We start from the raw sequence: 25143 nt of genomic DNA on the forward strand, positions 1-25143 counted from the left end.
ATACATTAACTTAATGCTTTGAATTTGTTAAAACTAAAATGATGGTGAAGATGTACAAATATGTGAGGTTGTAGATCAATTATACCCCGGAATTCGGATTACTTTTATAAGATGTAGGAGAAACTTTGTACACTTTTTTGAACTCACGGCTAAAATGTTTACGATCATTGAATCCGACCATAAAAGCAACTTCTGAAATTGGATGGGTTGTATTCAGAATAATATCAGCTGCCTTTTTCATTCTAAGCTGTTTAATAAGACTCGCCACAGAATGGTTGGTAAGTGCAGTGACTTTTTTGTACAGTATGGTTCTGCTCATACCGATCTTATCAACCAGCATATTGACGTCGAATTCAGAATTCTCCAGATTTTCTTCTATCACGCGCATCAGTTTTTTGATGAATGCTTCTTCGGGCGTGGTAAGACTGCTCAAGTCTGAGTCTATTATAAAATTACCACTGTATTTCTTTCTGAAAATCTCCTGGGCAGACAGTAAATTGGCAATACTCAGTTTAAGTTCCTGCGTATTAAAAGGTTTAGTGATATAAGCATCTGCACCTGTAGAAAGCCCTTCTATTTTATGATCTATAGATGCTTTAGCGGTAAGAAGCAATACTGGTATGTGACTGGTACTTTCATTGGTTTTTACGATGCGACAAAGTTCTATGCCATCCATCTCAGGCATCATAATATCACTGATGATAAGATCTAAGATCTCGGTCTCCAAATAGTTTGCGGCCTCCTTACCGTTGGCAAATTCGACTGTATTGTAATCGCCGGACAAAATATCGACAATAAATTTGCGTACATCTTCATTGTCTTCGACAACCATTAAAGTCTTCTTATCCTTGTCAGGGAAATCAGCAAATGCAATTTTATCATTGGTTCCAATGGTCGGAGAATCTATGATCATCTGCTGGAAATCCTCGCCATTACTTTCAATGATCTGATCTTCGGACAAATGTTTGTTACCTAATTGCAATTTGATTAGGAAAACAGTCTTGGCCCAGGTGCCTTCTTCATCCGGTGTAGAAATTTCACCTTTATGCAATTCTACAATACTTTTCGAAAGTGCCAGCCCCACGCCGCTTCCCATATTTTGTACCCCTCTGTCATCCACTTGAAAAAATCTTTCGAAAACACTTGTGCGATTGTTCTCTGGGATGCCAATTCCGTTATCTTTAACTTTGATGAATACAGCATTCTCATCAGGAGTACCTTTTTCCACTGCAAAAACTATTTTACCATTTTTTTTAGTGAATTTGAAAGCGTTGGAAAGCAGGTTGTAAACAACCTTTTCCATCTGATTTTTGTCAAAATAAGCAATGATGACATTGGAGTTGAGTACGAATTTGAAATCGATATTCTTTTCAGCCGCCAATCCTTTATAGGATTCAAATATTTCAAAACAGAAGGACACTACATCTTGTCTTTGGCAGTAGATTTTCATATAGCCCTTTTCAGCTTTCCTGAAATCCAGCAGTTCGTTGACAAGTTTAAGAAGACGGTCAGAATTCTGCTTTATTGTTTTGAGTTTAGCATTGGTCTGTGGATCTTTTTCATAAGACAACAATTCTTCCACTGGCCCTTTGATGAGCGTGAGCGGGGTTCTTATCTCGTGTGAAATATTTGTGAAAAAATTGATCTGTGTTGTAAGAATCTCTTCTTTTCTTTCATTTTCGACCTGTTCCATAAATATTTCCCTTCTAAGTTTTAGACGGTATTTTATGAAACGATAAACAGTGTAATTGGCTCCAACAAAAATGATCAAATACAACAGATATGCCCACCATGTCCTATACCAAGGTGGCAGTATTACAATTTTCAGTTTTTTAATATTCTTGTTCCAGCTTTGGTCTTCATTGGTAGATTTTATGGATAACGTATAATTTCCCGGATCCAGATTGGAAAGATTGATCCTGTTTTGGGTACCTATAAAATGCCATTGATCCTCAGAAAGTGCATTGTCCAACTTGTAGGCATACTTACTCTTTTGCGGATTGATAAAATTAAGACCCGTAAATTCCAATCCTATATAACCTTGGTCATAGTTGATCGTGATCTCCGAAGTTTCAGAGATAGGCTGCTTTAAAATCCCGTCTGCTTGATCTGCCTCTACGATCTCGTTATTTACTATCAGCTTCGTAAGGACTATTGGTGTGTTATTAGAAGTTTTTATTAATTTCTGAGGATCAAAAAGCAAGAGACCTTTGGAAGCTCCGAAAGCTATCATATTGTGATTGATCTTTGCAGCAGAATTGTATAAAAATTGTTTTACAGAAAGACCGTCCGCAGATGAAAAACGTGTAATTTGAAAGTCGGACGCTTTCAAATTGCTTCCATCGTTTTTAATTTTGATCTTAAAAAGAAAATCTTCTGCTCCTACCCATAAATTGCCCTGGGCATCTTCGGTAATACTTTTAACAGAGGCATCCGTAAAGCCTTTTTCCTTATTAAGCGCAAAAAACTTTTGCTTGTTCTCATTGAGGTAATATAGGCCATCATAATCTGCTCCAATCCAAAGTCTTTTTTTTGAATCTGTATACATGACTGTCAGACTGTTATTATCCAGAGGCTTCGCATTGTTTGCCCGATAAATCTTTGAAATTCTGTTGAGTTTCTTATCAAAAAAATTAAGCCCGTTTTGTGTAGTGATCCAAACACCATCGCTCCTGTTTTCTAAATCCATTACAAAATTATCGGACAATCCATTCGCAGACCCATCATTTTTATAGTTTAAAACTGTACCGTTTGGCAGAATTTTCGTTAACCCATTGCCATCTGTTCCTATCCAAATATAGCTTCCATCGACAAGAATGGATGTAATCGGTCTCTCCCCTCTTTCAGCAGAATTTAGAAAAATCTGAGTGAATTTTTTTGAGGTTTTATTAAATTCATATAGTCCATTGAAGGTGCCACACAGAAGCGTATTGGCATCTTTTGCAGCCAATGATGTGATGATATTTTTAATATTTTTCTCATCATTGTTATCTATTGCGAAATAATTAGAGGTTTTGTTTTGAAGGTTAAGATAGTTCAATCCTCCGCCAGAAGTTCCTACCCAGATGCTTTGATCATTTTCCTTTAGGATCGCGCTTGTAGCAGCATTGTTGAGACCAAATCCTGCTTTTGTAACCTCTGAGATCTTGGTAAAATTGAGATTGGATCTGTTGTAGATATTAATCGCTCCTCCCGAGGTTCCTATCCACACAGAACCAGTATGATCTTTCAGAAAACATTTCAGATCATTATCACTTAGGCTGAAAAGATTATCTGGATTATGTTTTATTCTTTTAAATGTTTTATTATAATTACTGAAGAGACTTAATCCTCCTTTTGTTGCAAACCAAACGGTATTTTGGTCCCACTGGATGATATCATTGATCCAGTTGGATGATATAGAAGCTGTGTTCCCAGGATCGTGCTTGAAATGTGAGAGGATTTTTTGTCCTGAGGAAAATAAAAACGCTCCAGAACTTTCCGTAGCAAACCAAAGATCGCCTTTGCCGGTCTTTATAATTTTTCTCACCTTGCTATTGATAAGCTCTAGATTTGAGGACAATTCTACAGGTAATGGTTTCTGATGGCCAGTTTTCGGATCAAAGCATTTCAGACCTTTTGAAGTTCCTACAAACATCCCATAATTTGAATCATAAAATAAAGAAAGAACCCTGCTTTTGAACAATTCGGAATTTTTGTTGAATTTTTCCAGCTTCTTGGTAGACCTTTTAAGTTTTTTGACACCGCCAAACGTTCCCACCCAAAGATTGCTTTGTCCATCTTCGGCAAATGCAGCGATATAATTACTTCCACCTTTCTCTTTGGTTACATCCAGCGATATAAAATTATTGGCATTTTTATTATAAAAATTGAGTCCGTGGTTTGTACCGATCCACAGGTTCTGATCGCGGTCTTCAAAAATCACATTGATGTGATTGTTGCTCAGGTTGCCATTCGTTTGTTTATCTCTTGCATACTTCTTGTAGCTGTAACCATCATAACGGAATAGTCCGTTTTCAGTCCCAATCCACACAAATCCGGATTTATTCTGGATCATACTGGAGATCATACTGGGCGAAAAGTCATCGTCATAATTGATCTGATCGAAATGAAGTGATGCTTCCTGAGCAGGTGAAATGCCAGAAATAAAAACAAAAACAATATAGATTAATACATCGGTTACTTTTTTCAACAGATTCATAATTACCTCAAATGATTATTATCAATTCTAATTTGTATCAAAGCTGCGGACGATACCCAATTCCAAACCTCGTAATTCGGCTAATCCTCTAAGTCTTCCTATCGCAGAATATCCGGGATTGGTCTTCTTTTGCAGATCATCGAGCATCTGATGCCCGTGGTCCGGACGCATTGGGATCACTCGGTCACCCCTTCCCTGCTGTTCTCTTTTACGTTCTTCTAAGATCACCTCTTTTACCAACCCGTACATATCGACGTCACCTTCTAGATGATTGGCTTCATAGAAATTTCCCTTATCATCTCTCTTCGTACTTCGAAGATGTAAAAAATGGACTCTATTTGCAAAGCGCTGAAATATTTTTACAAGGTCATTATCCTCTCGAACTCCCAGTGATCCTGAACAGAAAGTCATTCCGTTTGCAAGATCCGGAACTGCTGAAAATAGCAAAGCATAATCTTCCTCTGTACTTACTACTCTTGGCAGCCCCAATATAGAATATGGCGGATCGTCTGGATGGATGCACATCATTGCATTATTTTTGGAGGCAACGACAACAATTTCCTGGAGAAAGAGAATCAGATTTTGTCTCAGTTGGTCTGCATCAATTCCTGCATAGTTGTCCAAAATTGCCTGGAAACTCTCCAAACTATAGCCTTCTTCCGCGCCTGGTAAACCCGCAATTATATTGTTGACCAGTTTTGTTTTCTCTGTTTGGGATAGTTTTTCAAGATATATTTTGGCTTGTTCTTTTTCCTGCTGTGAGTATTGTGACAATGCACCGGTTCTTTGAAGCAAATACAGGTCAAACGCAGCAAATGCTGTCTGATCGAACCGCAGGGCTTTGGAGCCATCCTGCAATTCAAATTCAAGATCTGTACGGGTCCAATCCAGAACAGGCATAAAATTATAGCAAATGATGTTGATCCCGCAATGCGCCAGATTTTCAATGCTTTGCTTATAATTTTCGATAAATTTCTGAAAATTCCCAGTACGGGTTTTTATATCTTCGTGAACGGGAATGCTTTCTACAACATTCCATCGAAGTCCTTCATCTTCGATTATTTTTTTTCTTATATTGATTTCCTCTACAGTCCATACAGAACCGTTTGGAATGTGATGAAGTGCGGTTACAATACCAACTGCTCCAGCCTGTTTTATATCTGCTAAGGAAACTGGATCCTTCGGTCCATACCAGCGCCAAGATTGTTCCATTTTTTTATTTTTTATATTTAAACACCACTAAATGCGCTAAAACCACCATCCACAGGGATCACAATTCCAGTAACGAAAGAAGATCTTTCATCACATAGAAACAATACAGAACTGATCAGATCTTCCGGGTTTCCAAATCTTCCCGCAGGTGTATGCGAGATAATAGACTTTCCTCTTTCCGTCAGACTGCCATCGTCTGATGTTAGCAGGCTTCTGTTTTGATTTGTCAGGAAAAATCCTGGTGCAATAGCATTAACACGGATACCAACCTTGGAAAAATGAACAGCAAGCCATTGAGTCAAGTTCGCGGTAGCAGCTTTTGCAGCGCTGTAAGCAGGAATTTTGGTTAATGGAGTTACAGCACTCAAAGATGAGATGTTGAGAATGCTGCAGCCAGTTTTACCCACCATATCTTTTGCAAATACTTGTGTTGGAAGAAATGTTCCCAAGAAATTCAGATCGAAAACCGATCTTATGCCCTCAGATCCGAGATCGAAGATCGTTCTAAATTCAGGATCATTACGATCCAGATCTGTTTGTGAAAGGTAAGGCTCAGATGTAGTTCCAAGAGGATGATTGCCTCCCGCCCCATTGATCAGAATATCGCAGGTTCCAAACTTTTCTGTGATCTGCGATTTTGCTTTTTCTAAGGCCTCTTTGTTTAATACATCTGCTTCAAAAATGTAAGCAATGCCACCATCCTGTTCAATCTCATTTTTCAGACTTTCTGCTTTCCCCATTTCTCTTGCCAACAGAGCAATTCTACAACCTTCCTTTGCTAAAGATTTTGCTATGACACTGCACAAAACTCCAGTGGAGCCTGTGATAACAACGACTTTGTTTTTCATATTTTTTTGATAATCAGACTCACAAAAGTAATTTATCACCACAATCTGATGCAGTTCAAATATCTTTTTTTAGGGGTAAAGACGTCCGAATTAAAAATATAAAAAAAATATTATATGTCTAAATTTAAATTCATTTGACCGTAGAATCATTAAGAATCTGTTTGAAATATGGGGCTTTATCATAAATATCATCAAACAAATTCAGACAGCACTATAATAAGATTTACACGCTAAATTTTGGATATAAAAATTTGAGTATTGCAATCTCATCAGGTTTTTTTAACCGTTAAGAATATTTGTCACTACCAATTATTGTAATGAATCTATCCAAGTAGAATATCCCTGTCAACCATTCATTATACGGTACGTCTGCCAAAATGTACATTTCTTACCCCAATCTAAAATGTTTAAGACCCGTTTTATTTATTATTTATATAAAATTTGTGGCAGATAAAATATAATCAAAATTAAAAACCATTAGAGTTATGAATTTAAAAAATACAGACTTTTTGAAAAGCATACTTTTACTTTTGTTTTCTGCACTTTTATTTTCCTGTGTTGAGGAAGAGATAAGAGAGGTCACCCTTTACGACAAGCCTCATACAGAAGCCAGTGCTTCTCGTACTGATATTAAATTTGGAGAAACTGTAGATTTCAAAAGTACCTCGTTCAAACATCTTACTACAACATGGACATTTGCTGGAGGCAGTCCTGCTTCATCCGTCAATCCTGATGCTACAGTTGTTTACAATAACCCAGGCACCTATGATGCAAAATTGGTCATAAAATATATAGATAATACAATTGAGACAAAACTGTTTAAAATTATTGTTAAAGGTATTGATCCGCCTTTGCCGTATGGTGGAACTGCAGTGATTATCCCTGGTACAATTGAAGCAGAGAATTATAATCTTGGTGGTGAAGGCATAGCTTATCACGATACCGAAGAGCAAAATCTTGCTGTGCTAAACGGAAGTCCACGTTACAGAACAGACGATGGTGTGGATGTTCAAATGGGCAATAACATCAATAATATCAGCTACACACAAGCTGGAGAATGGAGCAACTATACAATCACTGTTCCTGCTACGGGTATATATGATTTCGATTTCCGGGTGGCGTCTGGTGATGCTTCTGGTGGAAAATCAATTAAACTTCAGCTGGTCAATCCTAATACAGGGGTTGCGACTGATCTAGGACAGACAGGTAATTTCCAAAATACAGGTAGCTATAATACCTACATTTCCAAAAACGTTACCGGAATTAATCTGACTGAGGGTCAAAACACATTTCGTGTATTATTTACAGGTTCTAACACCAATCTTGATAAGATCAACATTAAGGTCAGCGTTCCTGCACCACCGATCGATGGCGTTGGAATTTTTACAGAAAAAGATATTGTGAGTTCAAATCCCGGCATAGCACCACCACCGAATGGCGGAAATATGGCGATCACAATTGTTACCACCAATACGAATCACGGTACAAAGGCCTTATGGTATCATTTTGATCCTGCAGGAAATGGCAGCCCACAGAACGGATTTGCCCTTTCTCATATGGATCTGACTGTTTCTCCTTATAACGCAACAGCTTACAACAATTTGAATGTTGCTGTAAAATCCAGCACCCCAAAAAAAGTAAGAATAAGATTGAACACCAACTCCGGAAATTATTGGGTAACACTTAATCCTGGAAATCCTGCTTATGGGATGTTGTGGGACGGGCAATGGCATGAATTGACAATCCCTTTTTCCCAAATTCTGAGAGATGGCAATGGTGCAGCGCTTTCTACTGTTCCTGCAGCCAAGTCGAGCATCAAGCAATTTACAATACGTACTGATGACAGCGATTACAGTATTGTGCCGAACTCTTTCGATTATTATATTGACGATATTTACTTTACGCCAAACTAACTTTTGCAAAAAATTAAAGAAGTAGTATCGAAATGCCCATACTCATCAATATTAAAAATTAGAAATGATCAAAACCACTTTATTCTGTTTTGCTGTCTTCGGTGCTACAAATCTTACTGCGCAGAACAGATCGCACCTGGATATAAAAAAACCTCTGGAGGAGCGAATTACATTACTGATGGATCAAATGACACTCGAAGAAAAGGTCGGCCAGATGAATCAGTACAATGGCTTCTGGGAAGTGACAGGTCCTGCTCCTCAAGGAGGCTCATCCAAGATAAAATATGATCATCTCAACAGAGGTCTGGTTGGATCATTACTCAATGTGCGGGGTGTTCAAAAAGTGCGCGAAGTGCAAAAAATAGCCGTTGAAAAAACAAGATTGGGGATCCCTCTGATCATTGGTTTTGATGTAATACACGGTTACAAAACACTAAGCCCAATTCCTTTAGCCGAAGCTGCCAGTTGGGATATGGAAGCTATAAAAAGATCAGCTGCCATAGCTGCAAGCGAAGCTGCTGCAAGCGGCATCAACTGGACATTTGCTCCCAATGTAGATGTTACAACTGATGCCCGCTGGGGGCGAGTGATGGAAGGCGCTGGTGAGGATCCGTTTCTCGCCAGTAAGATCGCAGTGGCCAGGGTGGAGGGATTTCAAGGTGATAATTTTTCCGGGACCAACACTATCGCAGCTTGTGCAAAACATTTTGCAGGATATGGATTTGTAGAATCCGGTAAAGAGTACAACAACGTGGATATGAGCTTATCCCGGTTGTACAACTCCGTCTTGCCTCCTTTCAAAGCGGCTAATGATGCTGGTGTCAAGACATTTATGAATGCTTTCAATACATTGAACGGAATCCCGGCCACCGCCAATCGTTTTCTTCTCAGAGATATTCTCAAAACAAAATGGAATTTCCAAGGATTCGTAGTATCCGACTGGGCGTCTATACGGGAGATGATCTCTCACGGATATGCGAAAGACGGTGCAGAAGCAGCTCACAAAGCAGCAGAAGCAGGCTCTGATATGGATATGGAATCTTACTTATATGTGAACGAACTGGCGAACCTGGTTAGGGAAAAGAAAGTAGACATTGAGGTCATTAACGACGCAGTAAGGAGAATTCTAAGGTTAAAATTTGAAATGGGTTTATTTGAGGATCCTTACAAATATTGCAACAAAAAAAGGGAAAAAGAAGTGATTGGCAGTATATCTAATCACGATGGTGTTCTGGATATGGCCAAAAAATCTATTGTCCTTTTAAAAAATGACAATGATCTGCTGCCACTCAAAAAGTCCGGGCAAAAGATCGCATTAATTGGTGCTTTGGCAAGCGATAAGACAAGTCCTTTGGGAAGCTGGCGAATTGCGGCAGAAGATGATACAGCAGTTTCCGTTTTGGAAGGGATGAAAAAATACAAAAACAGTTCCGTTACCTACACTCCAGGAACAGCAGTCTTTGCAGGGAAGCCAACTTTTACGAAAGAATTAGTGATTAACAATAATGATAAGAGCGGTTTTGAAAAGGCCATCGCAACAGCAAAACAGGCAGATGTAGTAGTGATGGTCCTGGGCGAACACGGTTTCCAAAGTGGTGAAGGGAGAAGCAGAACAAACCTCGATCTGCCAGGCAATCAGCAAGAGTTGCTGGAAGAGGTTTTTAATGTCAACAAAAATATAGTTTTGGTTCTGAATAACGGAAGACCGCTCGCTATCCAATGGGCAGCAGATCATATTCCTGCTATTGTAGAAGCTTGGCAACTAGGCAGTCAGAGCGGAAACGCTATCGCTCAAGTTCTTTATGGTGATTATAATCCTAGTGGCAAATTACCAATTTCATTCCCTCGTAACGTTGGACAGGTTCCCATTTATTATAACCACTATAACACTGGAAGACCTACCAATTCAGAGAATAATGTTTTCTGGTCGCACTATTCCGATGTAGACAAGACGCCGCTTTTTCCTTTTGGTCACGGATTAAGTTATACCAAATTTGATTATACAGGGATGACAATCAATAAAAAGACATTCTCTATCGGAGAGCCTGTAAACGTATCAGTTTCTGTTAACAATATAGGCAGTGTTGATGGTAAGGAAGTGGTTCAGCTTTACATAAGAGATGTGAGCGGAAGTATTTCCAGACCGGTGAAAGAGCTGAAGGGATTCGAGTTGATATCTCTCAAAAAGGGCGAACAAAAAACCATACGATTCACTTTAAATAAGGAAGATCTGGGTTATTACGACAATGACGGCAATTATCTTTTGGAATCGGGTATGTTCAAAGTATTTGTTGGAACTAATTCTGATGAGCTGCTAGAAACAGAATTCGAATTAAAATAATATACTGACCTATCGCAAAAGTGTAGAATTCCATCCAATAAAAATATTGGAGTGTATAACTTATGATATTATCCACCACATTGCTGGTTAGAATCAAGAGCTGATCAGCTTAAATAATATTTTCAAATTTTTCTTTTATCAATAATAATCTTATAATCTGTCAATTGTGAAAATTAAAATAAACTGTACGCAAAAAAGTGTCCTTGCGCTTATTGCGCTGATTATTAATCTGTATTCTGAGATCAAAGCACAGGAAGCTGCAACACCTGAAATTTCAGCAAATCATTACCATAGTGTATTGGCCAGACAGAATGCAGAAGATCCTTTGTGGAAGCCTTATGTTGCAAAAACCATCGACCGGCTACCGGGATATCAATCATCAAAAGATCCGGCTATCAATAGATTTGGCGGGTACAAAACATTTCAGCTTGAGGCAACTGGTTTCTTCAGAACAGAGAAAAAAGATGGCAGATGGTGGATCGTAGATCCTTTGGGTAATCCTTTTATACACAAAGGTGTTGCTGTGCTCAACCCTGGAAACTCTGAAAATCAAGCAATTGCATTTAATAAAAAATATAAAACCGGTAAAAATTGGATTGCCAAAGAAACAAGATTCCTTAAAAAAAATGGTTTCAACGGTGCAGGTGCCTGGTCGAATGTCGACTTGATCCGTTCATCTGCAAAACCTTTAGTCTATACCGTCATCATAAGCCCAATGGGAGCTTACAAAGCCGAACATATAAAAAAATACGGTGGTAAATATGAAGAAGCGGGCTGGCAAGGCTATCGTTATGATCTGGTGATGGTATTCGATAAAGCATTTGACCGTTATGTGGATCAGGAAATTTCCAAAATCGTAAAATACAAAGATGATCCATTTCTTCTTGGTTATTTTACAGACAATGAACTGCCTTGGGTAGATGATGCTTTGGACAGACATTTGAAATTTCTTAACAAAGATGAGGAAGGATATATCGTCGCAAAAAGATGGCTGGACGATCGCAAACAAAAGAATGCATCTTTAGAAGATATTACAGATGCTGACAGACAGGATTTCACAGGTTTTTATTTTGAAACCTATATGAAAAAAGTGACTGCCGCGATTAAAAAATATGATCCAAAGCACCTCTATTTGGGCTGCCGTTTCAATCAAGAGCTGGATGAATTGGACAATCCAAAAATATTTGAGGTGGCGGGAAAATATATGGACATCATTTCCATCAATCATTACAGAAAATGGGAACCCGAACAGCCTATTCTATCCAACTGGATGGCCTGGTCAGGGAAACCATTCATCATCACAGAATGGTACACCAAAGGTGAAGATTCAGGTTTGCCCAATAAAACTGGCGCCGGATGGAATGTCCACACTCAAAAAGAAAGAGGCTATTTTTACCAGAATTTCGTTATTGAATTGTTGAAAAGCAAAGGTTGTGTGGGATGGCATTGGTTTCGGTATCAGGATAATGACCCGGACAATTTAAAAACAGACTACTCAAACCGTGATTCTAACAAAGGTATTATAAATAGTGCCTTTCAATATTATACGCCTCTCATCGAAAATATGAAGATCATAAACGATAATGTCTACGGTTTAACTCAATACTTAGACTCCAAATAATATTCTTTCAAAGCAATCTGATCTTCTCGTTCTGGAATTTACTGAAAACTTTTCCTCAGAATGGAATTAGCAAAGAAATATAATATTCGATATGAAAAATATCTTTTACGCAGCAAGCATTCTTGTAATGAGTTGCTCATCGGCCAGTGCTCAAAAACAGCCACTTTACAAGAACAAAGATGCTCCTGTAGAGAGACGGATCGATGATCTGATAAGTCAGATGACCCTGGAGGAAAAAATAATGCAAATGAACCAATGGACGTATGGGAAAAATGCCAACCCCAACAATATTGGTGAGCAGATGAAAGCCGTAAAACCAGAAATTGGTTCTTTGCTATACCGAAGTACGAACCCAGAATACCGCAACCAAATCCAGAAAAAGGCTGTTACCGAAACACGCCTGGGAATTCCTATTATATTTGGATTTGATGCCATACACGGATACAAAACGATTTTTCCAATTCCGCTGGCTCAAGCCTGCTCATGGAATATTGATCTGGTAAAAAGATCCAGTACGATTACCGCAAAAGAAAGCTGGCTGTCTGGATTGGACTGGACTTTTTCGCCAATGGTAGATGTTGCCAGGGATGCCCGCTGGGGAAGGATCTCAGAAGGTTACGGAGAAGACACTTACGCCAATTCAGCTTTTGGTGTTGCTGCCATCCAAGGTTATCAAGGGAAGGATCTGAAAGACAAATATACCATTGCCGCTAGCTTGAAACATTACATCGGTTACAGTATGTCTGAGGGTGGCCGGGATTATCACTACAGTGACGTATCACAACAGACCCTTTGGGAAACCTTCCTCCCACCTTTCGAAGCTGGCATAAAAGCAGGAGCAGCCACTGTGATGAGTGGTTTCAATGATATTTCCGGTGTTCCTGCATCAGCCAATCATTACACCCTTACGGAAATTCTCAAGAAAAAATGGAAGCACGACGGTTTTGTGATCTCAGATTGGGGATCAGTAAAAAATCTCGTAGTGCAGGGCGTCGCCAAAGATCACAGAGAAGCAGCAGAAAAAGCATTGCTTGCCGGTGTGGAAATGGATATGGTCGATAACCTTTACCTGGAATATCTTCCGGAATTGGTAGCTACAGGAAAAATTAAGATGCAGACCATTGATGATGCAGTGAGAAGGATCCTGCGGGTCAAAATGAATCTCGGTCTGTTTGAAAATCCTTACGTCGATATGGTGCCGGAGGCTGAGAGATATTTGCTGCCGGACTATCTGGAGATCGCGGAAGAATTGGCTCAGGAATCTATGGTTTTATTGAAAAATGATAACCATCTCCTTCCATTGGATTCAAAATATAAAAGCATTGCTGCTATTGGTCCCATGGTAAAAGATTCTGTGCACATCATGGGATTTTGGGAAGGAATGGGTGATCCTAAAGATGTAAATACCATTTTTGATGGTTTGACCAAAGAATTCGGTAAGCTATCAAAAATTAATTATGCTATAGGCTGCGATTTTGAAGGCGAGGACAGAAGTGGTTTTTCCAAAGCATTGGAAGTTGCAGATCGATCAGATATCATACTTGTTTTTCTGGGTGAAAAAAGAAATTGGAGTGGCGAAAATGGTTCCCGCTCCACTATTGCATTACCAAAAATCCAAGAAGATCTTGTTGAAGAACTATCCAAAACGGGTAAACCTATTATTCTAGTGCTTTCCAGCGGAAGACCTTTAGAATTAATTCGATTAAACAAACTGGCTGATGCAGTATTGGAAATCTGGCAACCCGGAACGATGGCTGGAGCTGCTGTATCGGGCATACTGTCAGGAAGACACAATCCATCCGGGAAACTCTCAGCCACTTTTCCGCAAACGACGGGTCAAATTCCAATCTATTATAATATGCGACAGTCAGCAAGGCCAGACGCTGGACATTACCAGGATATACCAAGAGATGCATTGTATTGGTTCGGTCACGGACTCAGCTATAGTAACTTTGAGTATGGAAAAATAAAACTGTCGAAAAACAAAATTCAGAAAGGTGAAAAAATTGTGGCAGAGATAGAAATTACCAACAAAGGAACTGTGGATGGGAAGGAAGCGGTACTTTGGTATATCAATGATCCTGTTGCAAATATTTCCCGACCAATGAAAGAACTCAAATTTTTCGAAAAAAAAATGATCAAAGCAGGAAAAAAGGAGATTTATCGCTTTGAAATCGATCCTGAAAAAGATCTGGCCTACGTAGACAGCATTGGTGAAAAACACTTAGAGTCAGGGGATTTCTATATCATCATCAATAATGAGAAGGTAAAATTTGAGTTAACGGACTAATTGTCCAAACATTTCTACCCCTATTAAAGAACATTTTGATTCCTCTACATTTTAAAACAAAATTAATTTCGAACCAGTTAACATTAAAAAATCATACACTATGAAAAAAATTAATCTCATGGTCATGCTGTTTATTTCAGCAGTAACTTATGCCCAAACATTCTCGATCTATACAGAGAATTCTACTATTGGAGCAGGTGTCAACTCCTTACGCTTCAGCAATGGATCGGGATTTACACTTTCAGAACCTGGCACTGCAACATATGAAGGAAATAAAAATCTGCTGCTGACCTACAATGGAACCAGCTCATATTTCCACGCCATTATGTTTCCACGCAACGCAGCCAATACTTCGGATGTGGTGCTGGATCTGTCAGCTTACAGTTATTACAATCTGGCCATTAAGACTGCGTCGCCTCATCCTTTTTACATCAGGATGCGTGGGAACAATGTTATTGCTAAAGTACTGATTAATCCATCCTCCAACAGTTACAATTTCACTAATGACAATCAGTGGCACTTTATGTCTATTCCGCTTTCTGCATTTATTCCCGAGTCATCCAGCTTTAGTCTTTCCAATGTTTCAGAAATTTTTGTACTAAGAAGCGAGAATACCATCTCTACAGTCGTTGGTTCATCTAACAATTTTCAAGTTGACAACATTTATTTATCTGCTACCAGTGCTTTATCTGTAATGTCAGGAGAAAAGAATAAACCATTGAGTATTTTCCCCAATCCGGCATCATCAAAAATTACGATTACATCGGATCAGAAAATGGATAAAATATCAATTTATGACTCTACTGGAAAACGAGCAATCGTTACAGATTCAGGCGGAAAAACTTCGCTAATTGACATTTCAAAATTAAGCAAGGGAACATATATCATCTCCGTTGAATCCAAGGCTAAAATAACTTCATCGAAATTCATTAAGAAATAGAATTATTGAAATTCTTTTTTATTAAGAGCTGTCTAAAATTTAGACAGCTCTTTTTATTTTCTGAAAAGCTTACATCTCCATTTGTAAAGGAAGTGGCTAAGGTTCGTGCAGTGATCTCGATATCAGACCTGACCCCACGGGAACTTGGTTGGGAAACCCATATATAAATAACTACCGCTACCCTTCCATTTCTAACAACTAAAAGTTCCCCTGGTAAAATTACTTTTGGTAATTATTACATTCTTAATTACGGCCAGCTTGTTATACTATTCGCTAAAAGCACTGATCTGCGTAGTTATTCTTTAAGGATGTCGAATCGTTCCGTGATCCTTCCAATGCTTCTCTGGTTTAAAAATAAACATATGCTAATTTTTAGCAGATTTTACAATATAAGCTCATCAGACCGTTGGTGAAGCGCCACCATCTATAGAGATGTTAGCTCCGGTCATATATTGAGATTCTGATGATGCTAAAAAAGCAACAATGTTAGCAACTTCAGCGGGCTCACCCATTCTTCCGATTGGCACGCCAACCGTATCAATGATATTTTGAAAGGTCTCTTCAAAACTAGCTCCTGACTGCTGGGCTATATTTTCAACAAACTCATTCATCAATGGTGTCTGAATGATTCCTGGAGACACTACATTTACTCTGACTCCTTTTGATCCTACCTCGCTTGCCAGTGCTTTGCTGTACGCATTCAATGCCGCCTTGGCCGATGAATAGGACATTGTCATATTCCAGATCGGCTGTTTGGCAGCTCCTGTGGATATGTTAATGATCGAACCCTCTTTCCGTTCAAGCATAGAAGGTAATAATGCTTTGTTGATCCGCACGACTGATAAAAAATTAAGTTCCCAGTCATTAAACCAATTTTCATCTTCCAACGTGCTGTAGCCTCCCCCAGGTCCTAAATTGGCGCCGGCATTGTTAACGATGATATCTATTCTGCCGTATTTTTCCAATATCTCTTTTGTAATTTTTTCTGCGCTATCTGCCTGGGTAAGATCAGCGGCAATAAAGTGATGCCCGTTGTGATCACCCTTGGCTTCTGTTCGGGCAGCTGTTACGACTATTGCTCCACTTGAACTAAGTTTGTCGGCAATGGATCTTCCTATTCCCTTTGTGCCACCGGTCACCAAAGCCACTTTTCCTTTTAAAGAATCATACATAATTTGTTGTATTTTATGAATTAAGTTGTAAATCTATTTCCATTACTTTACTTTTGCAAGTAGTTACACGAATGTGAACTAATAACCTGAGTGTGACCTTTGCTATAAATCAGATTCTTATGGAAAAAGAAAAAATTAAAAAACCTGAAAATAAATGTGAGCTCCAAATGATCCTTGACATTATTGGAGGTAAATGGTCCATGTCGATTATTTATGCGCTAATTCCTGAAAAGAAACGTTTCAAGGAACTGGAAAGAATGATACCCGGAATAAGCACAAGAATGCTGGTAAAGGAATTAAAGAATATGGAAGAAAATGATATTGTGAATCGCAAAGCTTATGCAACCGTGCCGCCGACAGTTGAATATTCATTGACAGTTAAAGGCAGAAAGTTGGAACCCATCATTAATGAGCTTTACAAATGGGGCCTGGAATATGTGAATAACTAAAAATAACAATCTATTTTGAATTTTTATTCATCCATTTTATAGCTGGATTAATATTGCAATCTGGCTGTAAAACCCAAAAGAATTGGAGTGATAAGATACACTGTTGGGAAATATTTATTACGACAAAAAATAGAAGCCTCGACAAAAGTTGAAGCTTCTATTTTTATTATAATTCTTGAAAACCTGTTTGCTAAACGTGTTTACCATTTTTAAGAATTAATTGATCTTAGTAGAAAACTTACTGACCGGCAGACGAGATTTCAGAGCCGATGCGAGGTAGTCGTTTTCAGCATCCCGATAGCCTAAAGATATGATCACCGATGCGTGAAGACCTTTTTCCGATAAGCCTAATACCTCATCAAACAATTTCGGGTCAAAGCCTTCCATAGGCGTTGCATCCACCTTTAACTCTGCAGCAGCGATTAAGGCTGTTCCCAGACCGATATAAGCTTGTTTGTCCGACCACACTGTATTTTGTTCCGGCGTTTGCGGTGAGAAATATTCTATCAAGGTATCTTCTAGTATCTTCAACCCTCCTTTTTCCATATTTCTTTGCTGCTCCATCATATTGATATAGCTTTCAATATATTCAGAAGTGATTTCATTGAATCCTGCAAAGACCAGTAAGTGGGAAGAAGCGTGGATCTGTGCATTGAATGACCCTTCTCCCAATCTTTTTCTGATCTCGGGATTGGTGATGACAAACAGTCTGTATGGCTGTATTCCGCATGAAGAGGCGGTAAGATTGATGGATTCAACAATTTGGTCCACCTTGTCTTCGCTGACCTTCTTCTCTGAGTATTTCTTGACGGCATAACGCCATTTCAGGTTTTTAATTAATTCCATTTTGTTATTTATAAATTGAATGGCAAAGTTATCTCTTCAATGTGTATATTTGTAACCAAGTGACAAAAAGTTACAGTGACAAACGGGTAACCAAGTGAATGGTATGGAACAAGAATTTGATCTGGTAAAGGATTGCAGTCAAAAAATATTGGCAATCAGTGATACAATGGAAATTTTAAACGGGAAATGGAAAATGTCCATTATCGCATGTTTGTGCTACAAGCCGATGCGGTATTCTGAATTGCTTAAAGAAGTCAAAGGCATTTCCGGCAAGATGCTCAGCCGTGAGTTGAAAGATCTGGAGATCAATGAACTGATCAATCGTCAAGTCCTGAACACCGCGCCGGTTGCTGTGGAATATCAAATAACCGAGTACGGAGAATCACTTAAACAGCTCACAAACACCATAGCAGATTGGGGATTTCTACATAGAAAACGCATTATTTCTGGAATGAAGAGGGAAATGGACAAAAAATTGTAAAATGCTCTACATACTCTGAAGAGTTCTAATAGTCTTTCTAATATCTTAAATCCATAAATGGCCAACAATCGAAAATCAATTTATAGTGCACTTGCCGCCAACCTGCTCATCGCTTTGACTAAGTTTATTGCAGGAGCATTCACCAACAGCTCTTCTATGATCTCTGAGGGAATCCATTCCACTGTGGATACTACTAATCAGCTATTGTTATTGTATGGATTGAAAAGGAGCAAAAAGCCCGCAGATGAATATCATCCTTTTGGCTATGGCAAAGAATTGTATTTCTGGTCTTTTGTCGTTTCGATACTGATATTTGGTCTTGGTGGTGCATTATCCATTTATCAGGGGATCTTACATATTCTGGAACCAGAAGTGATGAAAGACCCTTTCTGGAACTACATCGTATTGGTGCTCTCACTAATTTTCGAGGGTACTTCTCTATATATTGCAGTTAAAGAATTCAACAAAACTCGTAATGGTCTGAAATGGTGGGATGCGATCATCAAAAGCAAAGACCCCGCAAGCTTTCTCGTAGTCTTTGAAGATGGTGCCGCAGTGGCAGGTCTAATTGTAGTGATGGTATTGATGGGAATCAGCCATACCTTCCAGATCCCTGAACTTGATGGGCTTGCCTCGATTATTGTAGGATTGATACTGGTGTTTGTTTCTTTTATTCTGGCAAGGGAAAGCAGAAGCTTATTGATGGGTGAAGGAATCGCCCCTGAAACTAAAGATAAGATTGCGAAACTGGCTGAAAAAGATGTCGCCGTGGTCAGAACAAAAAATATATTATCTACCTACCAGTCACCCGAGGAAGTTGTACTGATGCTCATCATCGATTTTGAAGACCATCTTGATACCGAGGAGATCACTGAAGCCATAAAGCGTATTCGTGAGGATATAAAAAGGGAATTTCCTTTGGTTCATTTTGTTATTATTCAGCCGGAGTAAATAATATATTTGAGATCTGCAGAAATTTAAACTTTCCGACGGTCACCATTACATAGATGGCGAAGATGCCACTGATTGCCGATCCGCGGTATTCAATGGATTAGCATACAACCCGGGAGATGGAGAGAGGTCTTCGGGAAAAAATAAATCTAACATTTAGAGAGCCATATCCTGACCAACATGAGATTAGCTTACCAAAGATTAAGATGAATTGAAAAATATGAATACTAAATTGCAGCTTCTTATCTCGTTGAATCTATCTTTTATTTTAGGAATTTTTTTTCCTTCATATCACCGATGTAATTGTCAAATAGATCTCAATTGAAAGATTTTCTAAATTCCAATGGAGAAACATTCGTTTTTGTCTTGAACAATTTACTGAAAGACTGCGGATGTTCAAAGCCCAATTCGTATGCAATCTCACTAATGGTCAATTCGGTGGTACTCAGTTTTTCTTTTGCTTTATCAATGAGCTTCTCGTGAATATATTGTTTCCCGCTTTTTCCAATGAGAGAGCGTAACATATCGCTCAAATAACCCGATGATATATGTAATTGATCCGCGACATATTGCACTGTCGGAACACCTAACTCCAAGGTTTTCTGACCAAGATATTCATCCAGGATACGTTCTGTATTTTGAAGAATGTCCTTATTGACTGCTTTTCTGGTAATGAACTGCCGCTTGTAAAATCTGTTGACATAGCTCAGCATCAGCTCCAACTGTGCAATGATCACTTCCTGACTGAATTCATCAACACGGCTGTTCAACTCCTGTTCCATTATCTGGTAAACGGAAAGAATAATCTGTCTTTCTGTTTCCGATAAATGCAAAGCTTCGTTGGAAGAGTAAGAAAAGTAGCCATACTGCTTGATTTTTTTTGATAAAGGATGTCCTAAAAGAAGATCTGGATGAATAAGCAAAATATAGCAATGCGTATTTTTATTATATTCCACCGTGCCCACCAACTGATTGGGTGCTAAAAAAAGCATACTGCCTTCGTTATAATCATAGTAATTCTGACCATACTTCAGCTTTCCGCTGTTTTTTGTAATAAAAGTTATTTTGTAGAAACTTAGCACATCATAGATCGGCGCCATCTCCGTATTGAATGGATTTTCTTCATAGAAGTGAACGAGACTGATCAGTGGATGCTGTGGTGCAGGCAATCCAAAAGCCTTATGACTTTCAGATATGGAAATGAACCTTATCAATTTGTCTTCTTTACTTTTCATATTATAAATTTATAAAAAACCTATGGTCATTTGACTATCATAGGTTTTTTTTAGGTGGATATTACCAGGGAACTGTATGGTCTGATCCATTGGAATTCGTTGGGCCTGTAAAACTTCCGTTTGGTAGATCTTCTGCCAAAGCTACTCTGATGGGTTCTCTAGATCCTTCTTCCACAGTGTCGGTTCCCTGAAAGTTATTAAGGGCTGTTGCTGTAAAGCCTGGACTCACCAAATGAACCTTGATATTTGTATTTTCCAGATCGATTGCCAGCGAAATAAAAATGCCATTCAGCGCCGTTTTAGAAGCACCATAGGCCGCATCGAACGCTGACCGGTAAGGATTATGAGGATTCGAATTGATCGTGAGAGAACCCAAAGAGCTGGAAACTGTCACAATCCGTGCAGAAGGTGCTTTTCGCAATAGTGGTAAAAATGCCTGAGTGACGGCAAGTGTCGCAAAAACATTGGTTTCCCACACACCTTTTAGGTCATCAATCGGGACGATACTGGCACGTTGTGCGCCCAAAACTTCTTCCATTGTACGTCCTGATTTTCCTACATGGGAGACCGCAGCATTATTGACCAACAATGTTAAATATCCTGATTCACTTTCAATTGTTTGAACTGCATTATTCACAGAATGCATGTTCGTAATGTCCAGTTGAATGGCTTTTGCATTGCCTCCCATTTCCGCAACAGCAGTTATCCCGCTTTGAAGATCACGTGAACCTGCATAGACTGTATATCCATTTTCTGCCAAAGCTTTAGCGATCTGAAAACCTACTCCTTTATTCGCACCACTTACCAGTGCTACTTTATTTTCATTTGTCTGCATAATTTTAAATTGATTTAATTTACTACTGCAAAATTGGTCATTCATTTATCGGCATTTGTAGCCAAATTGAGACTATTTGAAGCCAAATTGAGGATGAATGATAAGCCAAACAGCCGTTAATATATTATTTGGTTAGAAATGGATAATCAATATATCTGTCTTTTCCACCTCCGAACATGGTCGTACGGTCAGGTTCGTTCAAAGCAGCATCATTTTCAAAACGCTCGGGCAGATCCGGATTAGCAAGGAACAAAGTTCCAAAGGAAATTAATTTTGCAATACCTCTTTCCAATTCTGCTTCTCCTGATATTTTGTCATAACCCGCATTGGCAATCACCGTTTGCTTAATTTTTTGCCCGAACAGATCCATTTCATCACCAGTGGGATAATGCTCTGGAGAAGGAAAATGTGGGCTGCGTTCATCAATTCCACATAATTGAAGTCCAGTTGGTTCAGTTCAGAAATCAAATAAGTATAGGTTCCCTCCGGATCATTCAAAATCATATCTCCATACGGATGAAGTGGTGAAAGCTTGATCCCTACTCTTTCTCCTCCAACAGCATTGATCAATTCCTGCATTACCTCAATCACAAAACGAGATTTGTTCTCGAAACTTCCTCCATATTCGTCAGTTCGTTGGTTGGAACTTTCCGCCAAAAACTGATTGGGCAAATATCCATTCGCAGCTTGTAGTTCAACGCCATCAAAGCCTCGTATTGAACTTCATCTTTATTTAAAATGTTTCCAAATAAAATAAATTTTGATGGGAATCATTTTTTTTCGATATTTGCATAATCAGTTATGTAATTGATTATAATAAAAATTTTGATATGCTAGCATCTCACACAGAATATATCAGGGAAGGAATTCAGAAACAAAATCTGATGAAATTATACAATGCCTATGCAGGGGAAATTGAAGATGGTTTTGTGGAAGTTATCATTCCACGTCAGCAATCTTTGATCAGAGGTGCCGGATTTTTTTATGGAGGTGTCTTGGCAGCGGCGGTTGATACGGCTGCCTACTTTTCTGCTGCTACACTTCAGGAAGAAGACGCTTATTTTGTTACGGTCGATTTAAAAATAAATTATCTGAATCCTGCTCAAGGTGAATTACTTGTAACAGCAGGTGAGGTAATGAAAAACGGAAAGACCTTGATTATTTGTAAGGCCGATTGCTTCACCATTAATGCTGGCTCAAAAAAACTCGTTGCGACTTCACTGGTGACTTTGATGAAAATCCATAAATAAAACAAAAAAATAATTGAGATGTCTATCCATACAGAAAATAAGAAAAAGGTAACCACGGTTCAGTTAACTAAAATGAAGCAAAACCGAGAAAAGATCAGTGTTCTCACCGCTTACGATTTTACAATGGCACAGATCATCGATAATGCAGGAATTGATGTGATCCTTGTAGGCGATTCCGCTTCCAATACAATGGTAGGGAACGCCACTACCCTTTCCATCACGATTGAACAGATGATCTTTTACGCAAAGTCAGTGGTAAACGGGACGAAGCGTGCATTGGTCATCGTCGATATGCCCTTTGGAACCTGTTCCGGTGACCCGCTGAGATCTTTGGAATCTGCTATCAAAATGATGCGTGAAACCGGTGCTGATGCGATAAAGGTTGAAGGCGGATCGGAGATCAAAGACGATGTAAAGAAGATCATTGATGCAGGAATTCCTGTGATGGCTCATTTAGGTTTGATGCCTCAATCGATCAATAAATACGGAACGTATGCCATCCGTGGAAAAGATGAAAAGGAAGCGGAGAAGTTGATGCAGGATTGTCTTCTGATGGAGGAACTCGGTGCATTCGGTATTTTGCTGGAGAAAATTCCGGCTAAACTTGCAACTGAAATTTCGGAAAAGATAAAAATCCCAACCATCGGGATCGGTGCAGGCTCAGGAACGGACGGACAGGTTTTGGTCATCCAGGATGTGATGGGAATGAACAAAGAATTCTCTCCCAAATTTTTACGAAGATATGCAGACCTTCACACCATAATGACCGAAGCGACGCAACATTATATTTCTGATGTGAAAGCACAGAAATTCCCTAATGAAAATGAAAGTTACTAATCAAATAAATATATTCTAAAATGGATTTTTTTAATAGAACAGGCAAAATGGCTTTAGGAAGCAGACTCCGCTTATTGACCTCAAAAGTGACAGAAGATGCCGCAAAGATCTACGAGTTGTATAATATCGATTTTTCACCAAAATGGTTTCCCGTCTTCTTTATTCTTTCTGAGGACGGCGAAAAAACAATCTCAGAGATCGCTGAACAGATCGGGCATTCTCAACCTTCTGTCACCAAAATAGTAAAAGAAATGGCAGCAGCAGGAATCATCGAAAACAACCTTGAATCCACCGATAAACGCAGAAATGTAGTGGGTCTGACTGAAAAAGGCGTTCAGATCTCACATCAAATTATTAAGGTACAATGTGCAGACATCGATCTGGCGATTGACGGAATGATCAGTGAAGCCAACCATAATCTTTGGGAAGCCTTGGCAGAATGGGAATTTTTACTTGAGCAGAAATCACTTTTGAAGAGAGTGCAGGAACAGAAGAAACTTCGTGAAAGTAAAGATGTAATGATCGTTCCATACGAGCCAAAATATCAATCCGCATTTAGGTCTCTGAATGAAGAATGGATCTCCAATTATTTTGAAATGGAGGAATCCGATTACAAAGCACTGAATAATCCTGAGGAATATATTTTAAATAAGGGCGGGAAAATTTTTGTCGCTTTGTACAAAGATGAACCTTTGGGCGTTTGCGCTTTAATTAAAATGAACGACCCGGAATATGATTATGAAATGGCAAAAATGGCTGTTTCTCCGAAAGCACAGGGGAAAAGTTTAGCTTCTCTGTTGGGAAATGCGGTCATTGATTCTGCCAAGGAATTGGGAGCATCAAAACTGTATCTGGAAAGCAACACGATCCTTAAACCTGCCATCAACTTGTATCACAAATTGGGTTTTGAAAAGATAACCGGAAGACAGACACCTTACCAACGCTGCAACATTCAAATGGAACTAAAACTGAAAGACTGATATGTACGACAGAATTAAAGAAAGCTTCGATAAACAAGGTTTGATGAAAACCCTGAATGCCAAACTAGTGAGCGTAGAAAAAGGTGAAGTGAAGATCTCCAGCGAATTCTCGGAAGCTTTGACGCAGCAACACGGTTTTTTCCACGCCGGAGTTGCCACAAGCATTGTAGACAGTGCCTGTGGCTATGCTGCATTGACGATGATGCCCGATGATATGGAGGTATTGTCAGTAGAATTTAAGATCAATTTTATAAAACCTGCTAAAACTGACAAACTGATCGCCATTGGAAAGGTTTTGAAGTCCGGAAGAACCTTGACCATTTGCGAAGGCTACGTTTATGACAGTTCCGAAGAAAAACTGATCTCTAAAATGACCGCCACGATGATCGCTGTTAAAAAATAGTTTGGTTTATGGTACAGATAATTGGTTACGCCGCTTTAACTTTAAATCTCATTTCGATGTCGATGAAGAGTGTTCTCTATCTAAGGGTTTGCTCGCTCATCGCCAATGCGATATATATTGTATATGGTGTTTTGATGAATGCTCCTCCTGTATTTATCGGATGTTCGATAGGTGTGCTTCTGCATTCCTATTATATTTATAAAATAATGAGATCGAGACTTAGGAACAGCGAACAATCATTTAATAATCAGAACATTAATTAAATTACAAAAGCATAATGACATCTTAAAAATGCCTTAAATTTTACACAAGTCAACTGTTATTAGGATAAGAGTTTA

22 protein-coding genes are annotated in these 25143 nt (G+C 38.9%); 13 read left to right on the forward strand and 9 right to left on the reverse strand.

Annotation, left to right across the window (positions count from 1 at the left end; all coding sequences use genetic code 11):
• Nucleotides 1-79: 79 nt before the first annotated feature.
• From LUD75_RS07155 to LUD75_RS07165, 3 genes are read right to left on the reverse strand one after another with little or no spacing between them, the layout of a single operon-like run.
• Entirely contained in the window at nt 80-4201 is a 4122-nt protein-coding gene (locus tag LUD75_RS07155; protein ID WP_232704998.1) for a two-component regulator propeller domain-containing protein, read from the reverse strand.
• Nucleotides 4202-4228: 27 nt separating this feature from the next.
• Nucleotides 4229-5413: a mannonate dehydratase gene (gene uxuA / locus LUD75_RS07160; protein ID WP_232704999.1), complete on the reverse strand. Its 1185-nt coding sequence runs from the start codon at nt 5411-5413 to the stop codon at nt 4229-4231.
• A gap of 17 nt (nt 5414-5430) precedes the next feature.
• Nucleotides 5431-6261 carry an SDR family oxidoreductase gene (locus LUD75_RS07165; RefSeq protein WP_232705000.1) on the reverse strand — a complete coding sequence of 277 codons (831 nt, stop codon included), beginning with the start codon at nt 6259-6261 and terminating at the stop codon, nt 5431-5433.
• 485 nt (nt 6262-6746) lie between these two features.
• Between LUD75_RS07165 and LUD75_RS07170 the strand changes: the two genes are divergently transcribed.
• The 5 genes from LUD75_RS07170 to LUD75_RS07190 all read left to right on the forward strand — a co-directional run bounded on the left by LUD75_RS07170 (nt 6747) and on the right by LUD75_RS07190 (nt 15366).
• Complete coding sequence (locus LUD75_RS07170) at nt 6747-8174, forward strand: carbohydrate-binding protein (RefSeq protein ID WP_232705001.1); 1428 nt, start codon at nt 6747-6749, stop codon at nt 8172-8174.
• Between the two features lie 64 nt (nt 8175-8238).
• Nucleotides 8239-10515: a beta-glucosidase BglX gene (bglX, locus tag LUD75_RS07175; RefSeq protein ID WP_232705002.1), complete on the forward strand. Its 2277-nt coding sequence runs from the start codon at nt 8239-8241 to the stop codon at nt 10513-10515.
• Nucleotides 10516-10681: 166 nt separating this feature from the next.
• Entirely contained in the window at nt 10682-12136 is a 1455-nt protein-coding gene (locus LUD75_RS07180) for a hypothetical protein (RefSeq protein ID WP_232705003.1), read from the forward strand.
• A gap of 91 nt (nt 12137-12227) precedes the next feature.
• The gene (locus LUD75_RS07185; RefSeq protein ID WP_232705004.1) at nt 12228-14426 is read left to right on the forward strand and encodes a glycoside hydrolase family 3 N-terminal domain-containing protein; all 2199 of its coding nucleotides are present in this window, start codon (nt 12228-12230) and stop codon (nt 14424-14426) included.
• Between the two features lie 100 nt (nt 14427-14526).
• A complete protein-coding gene (locus LUD75_RS07190; protein ID WP_232705005.1) occupies nt 14527-15366 on the forward strand; it encodes a T9SS type A sorting domain-containing protein in 840 nt (279 codons plus the stop codon).
• A 398-nt stretch (nt 15367-15764) separates the two neighbouring features.
• On the opposite strand, the gene LUD75_RS07195 is transcribed toward LUD75_RS07190, so the two are convergent.
• Nucleotides 15765-16538 (reverse strand): SDR family oxidoreductase, encoded by a 774-nt coding sequence (locus LUD75_RS07195; RefSeq protein ID WP_232705006.1) that lies wholly within the window; start codon nt 16536-16538, stop codon nt 15765-15767.
• A gap of 119 nt (nt 16539-16657) precedes the next feature.
• Here LUD75_RS07195 and LUD75_RS07200 point away from each other — a divergent pair, with 119 nt between their 5' ends.
• Nucleotides 16658-16987: a helix-turn-helix domain-containing protein gene (locus tag LUD75_RS07200; RefSeq protein ID WP_232705007.1), complete on the forward strand. Its 330-nt coding sequence runs from the start codon at nt 16658-16660 to the stop codon at nt 16985-16987.
• A gap of 216 nt (nt 16988-17203) precedes the next feature.
• On the opposite strand, the gene LUD75_RS07205 is transcribed toward LUD75_RS07200, so the two are convergent.
• Entirely contained in the window at nt 17204-17833 is a 630-nt protein-coding gene (locus LUD75_RS07205; protein WP_262908181.1) for a nitroreductase family protein, read from the reverse strand.
• A 103-nt stretch (nt 17834-17936) separates the two neighbouring features.
• On the opposite strand from LUD75_RS07205, the gene LUD75_RS07210 reads away from it, so the two are divergent.
• The gene (locus LUD75_RS07210; RefSeq protein WP_232705009.1) at nt 17937-18314 is read left to right on the forward strand and encodes a helix-turn-helix domain-containing protein; all 378 of its coding nucleotides are present in this window, start codon (nt 17937-17939) and stop codon (nt 18312-18314) included.
• Nucleotides 18315-18371: 57 nt separating this feature from the next.
• Nucleotides 18372-19265: a cation diffusion facilitator family transporter gene (locus LUD75_RS07215; RefSeq protein ID WP_232705010.1), complete on the forward strand. Its 894-nt coding sequence runs from the start codon at nt 18372-18374 to the stop codon at nt 19263-19265.
• Between the two features lie 317 nt (nt 19266-19582).
• Here the strand turns inward: LUD75_RS07215 and LUD75_RS07220 are convergent, their stop codons facing one another.
• The 4 genes from LUD75_RS07220 to LUD75_RS07235 all read right to left on the reverse strand — a co-directional run bounded on the left by LUD75_RS07220 (nt 19583) and on the right by LUD75_RS07235 (nt 22007).
• On the reverse strand, nt 19583-20500 hold the full coding sequence (locus LUD75_RS07220; RefSeq protein ID WP_232705011.1) for a helix-turn-helix transcriptional regulator: 918 nt from the start codon (nt 20498-20500) through the stop codon (nt 19583-19585).
• 61 nt (nt 20501-20561) lie between these two features.
• Entirely contained in the window at nt 20562-21335 is a 774-nt protein-coding gene (locus tag LUD75_RS07225) for an SDR family NAD(P)-dependent oxidoreductase (RefSeq protein ID WP_232705012.1), read from the reverse strand.
• A gap of 124 nt (nt 21336-21459) precedes the next feature.
• On the reverse strand, nt 21460-21672 hold the full coding sequence (locus LUD75_RS07230) for a hypothetical protein (protein WP_232705013.1): 213 nt from the start codon (nt 21670-21672) through the stop codon (nt 21460-21462).
• On the reverse strand, nt 21669-22007 hold the full coding sequence (locus tag LUD75_RS07235) for a hypothetical protein (protein ID WP_232705014.1): 339 nt from the start codon (nt 22005-22007) through the stop codon (nt 21669-21671). The genes LUD75_RS07230 and LUD75_RS07235 overlap by 4 nt, the downstream gene beginning before the upstream one ends.
• A 158-nt stretch (nt 22008-22165) precedes the next feature.
• On the opposite strand from LUD75_RS07235, the gene LUD75_RS07240 reads away from it, so the two are divergent.
• From LUD75_RS07240 to LUD75_RS07260, 5 genes are read left to right on the forward strand one after another with little or no spacing between them, the layout of a single operon-like run.
• Nucleotides 22166-22585, forward strand: coding sequence for a PaaI family thioesterase (locus LUD75_RS07240; RefSeq protein ID WP_232705015.1), 420 nt, complete (start codon nt 22166-22168; stop codon nt 22583-22585).
• Nucleotides 22586-22603: 18 nt separating this feature from the next.
• A complete protein-coding gene (gene panB / locus LUD75_RS07245) occupies nt 22604-23422 on the forward strand; it encodes a 3-methyl-2-oxobutanoate hydroxymethyltransferase (RefSeq protein ID WP_232705016.1) in 819 nt (272 codons plus the stop codon).
• 20 nt (nt 23423-23442) lie between these two features.
• Nucleotides 23443-24402 (forward strand): helix-turn-helix domain-containing GNAT family N-acetyltransferase, encoded by a 960-nt coding sequence (locus tag LUD75_RS07250; RefSeq protein ID WP_232705017.1) that lies wholly within the window; start codon nt 23443-23445, stop codon nt 24400-24402.
• 1 nt (nt 24403) lies between these two features.
• On the forward strand, nt 24404-24805 hold the full coding sequence (locus LUD75_RS07255) for a PaaI family thioesterase (RefSeq protein WP_232705018.1): 402 nt from the start codon (nt 24404-24406) through the stop codon (nt 24803-24805).
• Between the two features lie 8 nt (nt 24806-24813).
• Complete coding sequence (locus tag LUD75_RS07260; RefSeq protein WP_232705019.1) at nt 24814-25068, forward strand: hypothetical protein; 255 nt, start codon at nt 24814-24816, stop codon at nt 25066-25068.
• Nucleotides 25069-25143: the final 75 nt, after the last annotated feature.

It is taken from the genome of Epilithonimonas sp. JDS (genome assembly GCF_021261315.1).
Taxonomy (GTDB): Bacteria; Bacteroidota; Bacteroidia; order Flavobacteriales; family Weeksellaceae; genus Epilithonimonas.

Excerpts from the sequence above, each read along its gene's own strand:
- LUD75_RS07165 (WP_232705000.1), bottom strand. The coding sequence starts at position 6,261 with ATGAAAAACAAAGTCGTTGTTATCACAGGCTCCACTGGAGTTTTGTGC.
- LUD75_RS07155 (WP_232704998.1), bottom strand. The coding sequence starts at position 4,201 with ATGAATCTGTTGAAAAAAGTAACCGATGTATTAATCTATATTGTTTTT.
- LUD75_RS07195 (WP_232705006.1), bottom strand. The coding sequence starts at position 16,538 with ATGTATGATTCTTTAAAAGGAAAAGTGGCTTTGGTGACCGGTGGCACA.
- LUD75_RS07215 (WP_232705010.1), top strand. The coding sequence starts at position 18,372 with ATGGCCAACAATCGAAAATCAATTTATAGTGCACTTGCCGCCAACCTG.
- panB (WP_232705016.1), top strand. The coding sequence starts at position 22,604 with ATGTCTATCCATACAGAAAATAAGAAAAAGGTAACCACGGTTCAGTTA.
- LUD75_RS07250 (WP_232705017.1), top strand. The coding sequence starts at position 23,443 with ATGGATTTTTTTAATAGAACAGGCAAAATGGCTTTAGGAAGCAGACTC.
- LUD75_RS07205 (WP_262908181.1), bottom strand. The coding sequence starts at position 17,833 with ATGGAATTAATTAAAAACCTGAAATGGCGTTATGCCGTCAAGAAATAC.
- LUD75_RS07220 (WP_232705011.1), bottom strand. The coding sequence starts at position 20,500 with ATGAAAAGTAAAGAAGACAAATTGATAAGGTTCATTTCCATATCTGAA.
- LUD75_RS07170 (WP_232705001.1), top strand. The coding sequence starts at position 6,747 with ATGAATTTAAAAAATACAGACTTTTTGAAAAGCATACTTTTACTTTTG.
- uxuA (WP_232704999.1), bottom strand. The coding sequence starts at position 5,413 with ATGGAACAATCTTGGCGCTGGTATGGACCGAAGGATCCAGTTTCCTTA.
- bglX (WP_232705002.1), top strand. The coding sequence starts at position 8,239 with ATGATCAAAACCACTTTATTCTGTTTTGCTGTCTTCGGTGCTACAAAT.
- LUD75_RS07260 (WP_232705019.1), top strand. The coding sequence starts at position 24,814 with ATGGTACAGATAATTGGTTACGCCGCTTTAACTTTAAATCTCATTTCG.
- LUD75_RS07200 (WP_232705007.1), top strand. The coding sequence starts at position 16,658 with ATGGAAAAAGAAAAAATTAAAAAACCTGAAAATAAATGTGAGCTCCAA.
- LUD75_RS07210 (WP_232705009.1), top strand. The coding sequence starts at position 17,937 with ATGGAACAAGAATTTGATCTGGTAAAGGATTGCAGTCAAAAAATATTG.
- LUD75_RS07255 (WP_232705018.1), top strand. The coding sequence starts at position 24,404 with ATGTACGACAGAATTAAAGAAAGCTTCGATAAACAAGGTTTGATGAAA.
- LUD75_RS07240 (WP_232705015.1), top strand. The coding sequence starts at position 22,166 with ATGCTAGCATCTCACACAGAATATATCAGGGAAGGAATTCAGAAACAA.
- LUD75_RS07185 (WP_232705004.1), top strand. The coding sequence starts at position 12,228 with ATGAAAAATATCTTTTACGCAGCAAGCATTCTTGTAATGAGTTGCTCA.
- LUD75_RS07190 (WP_232705005.1), top strand. The coding sequence starts at position 14,527 with ATGAAAAAAATTAATCTCATGGTCATGCTGTTTATTTCAGCAGTAACT.
- LUD75_RS07225 (WP_232705012.1), bottom strand. The coding sequence starts at position 21,335 with ATGCAGACAAATGAAAATAAAGTAGCACTGGTAAGTGGTGCGAATAAA.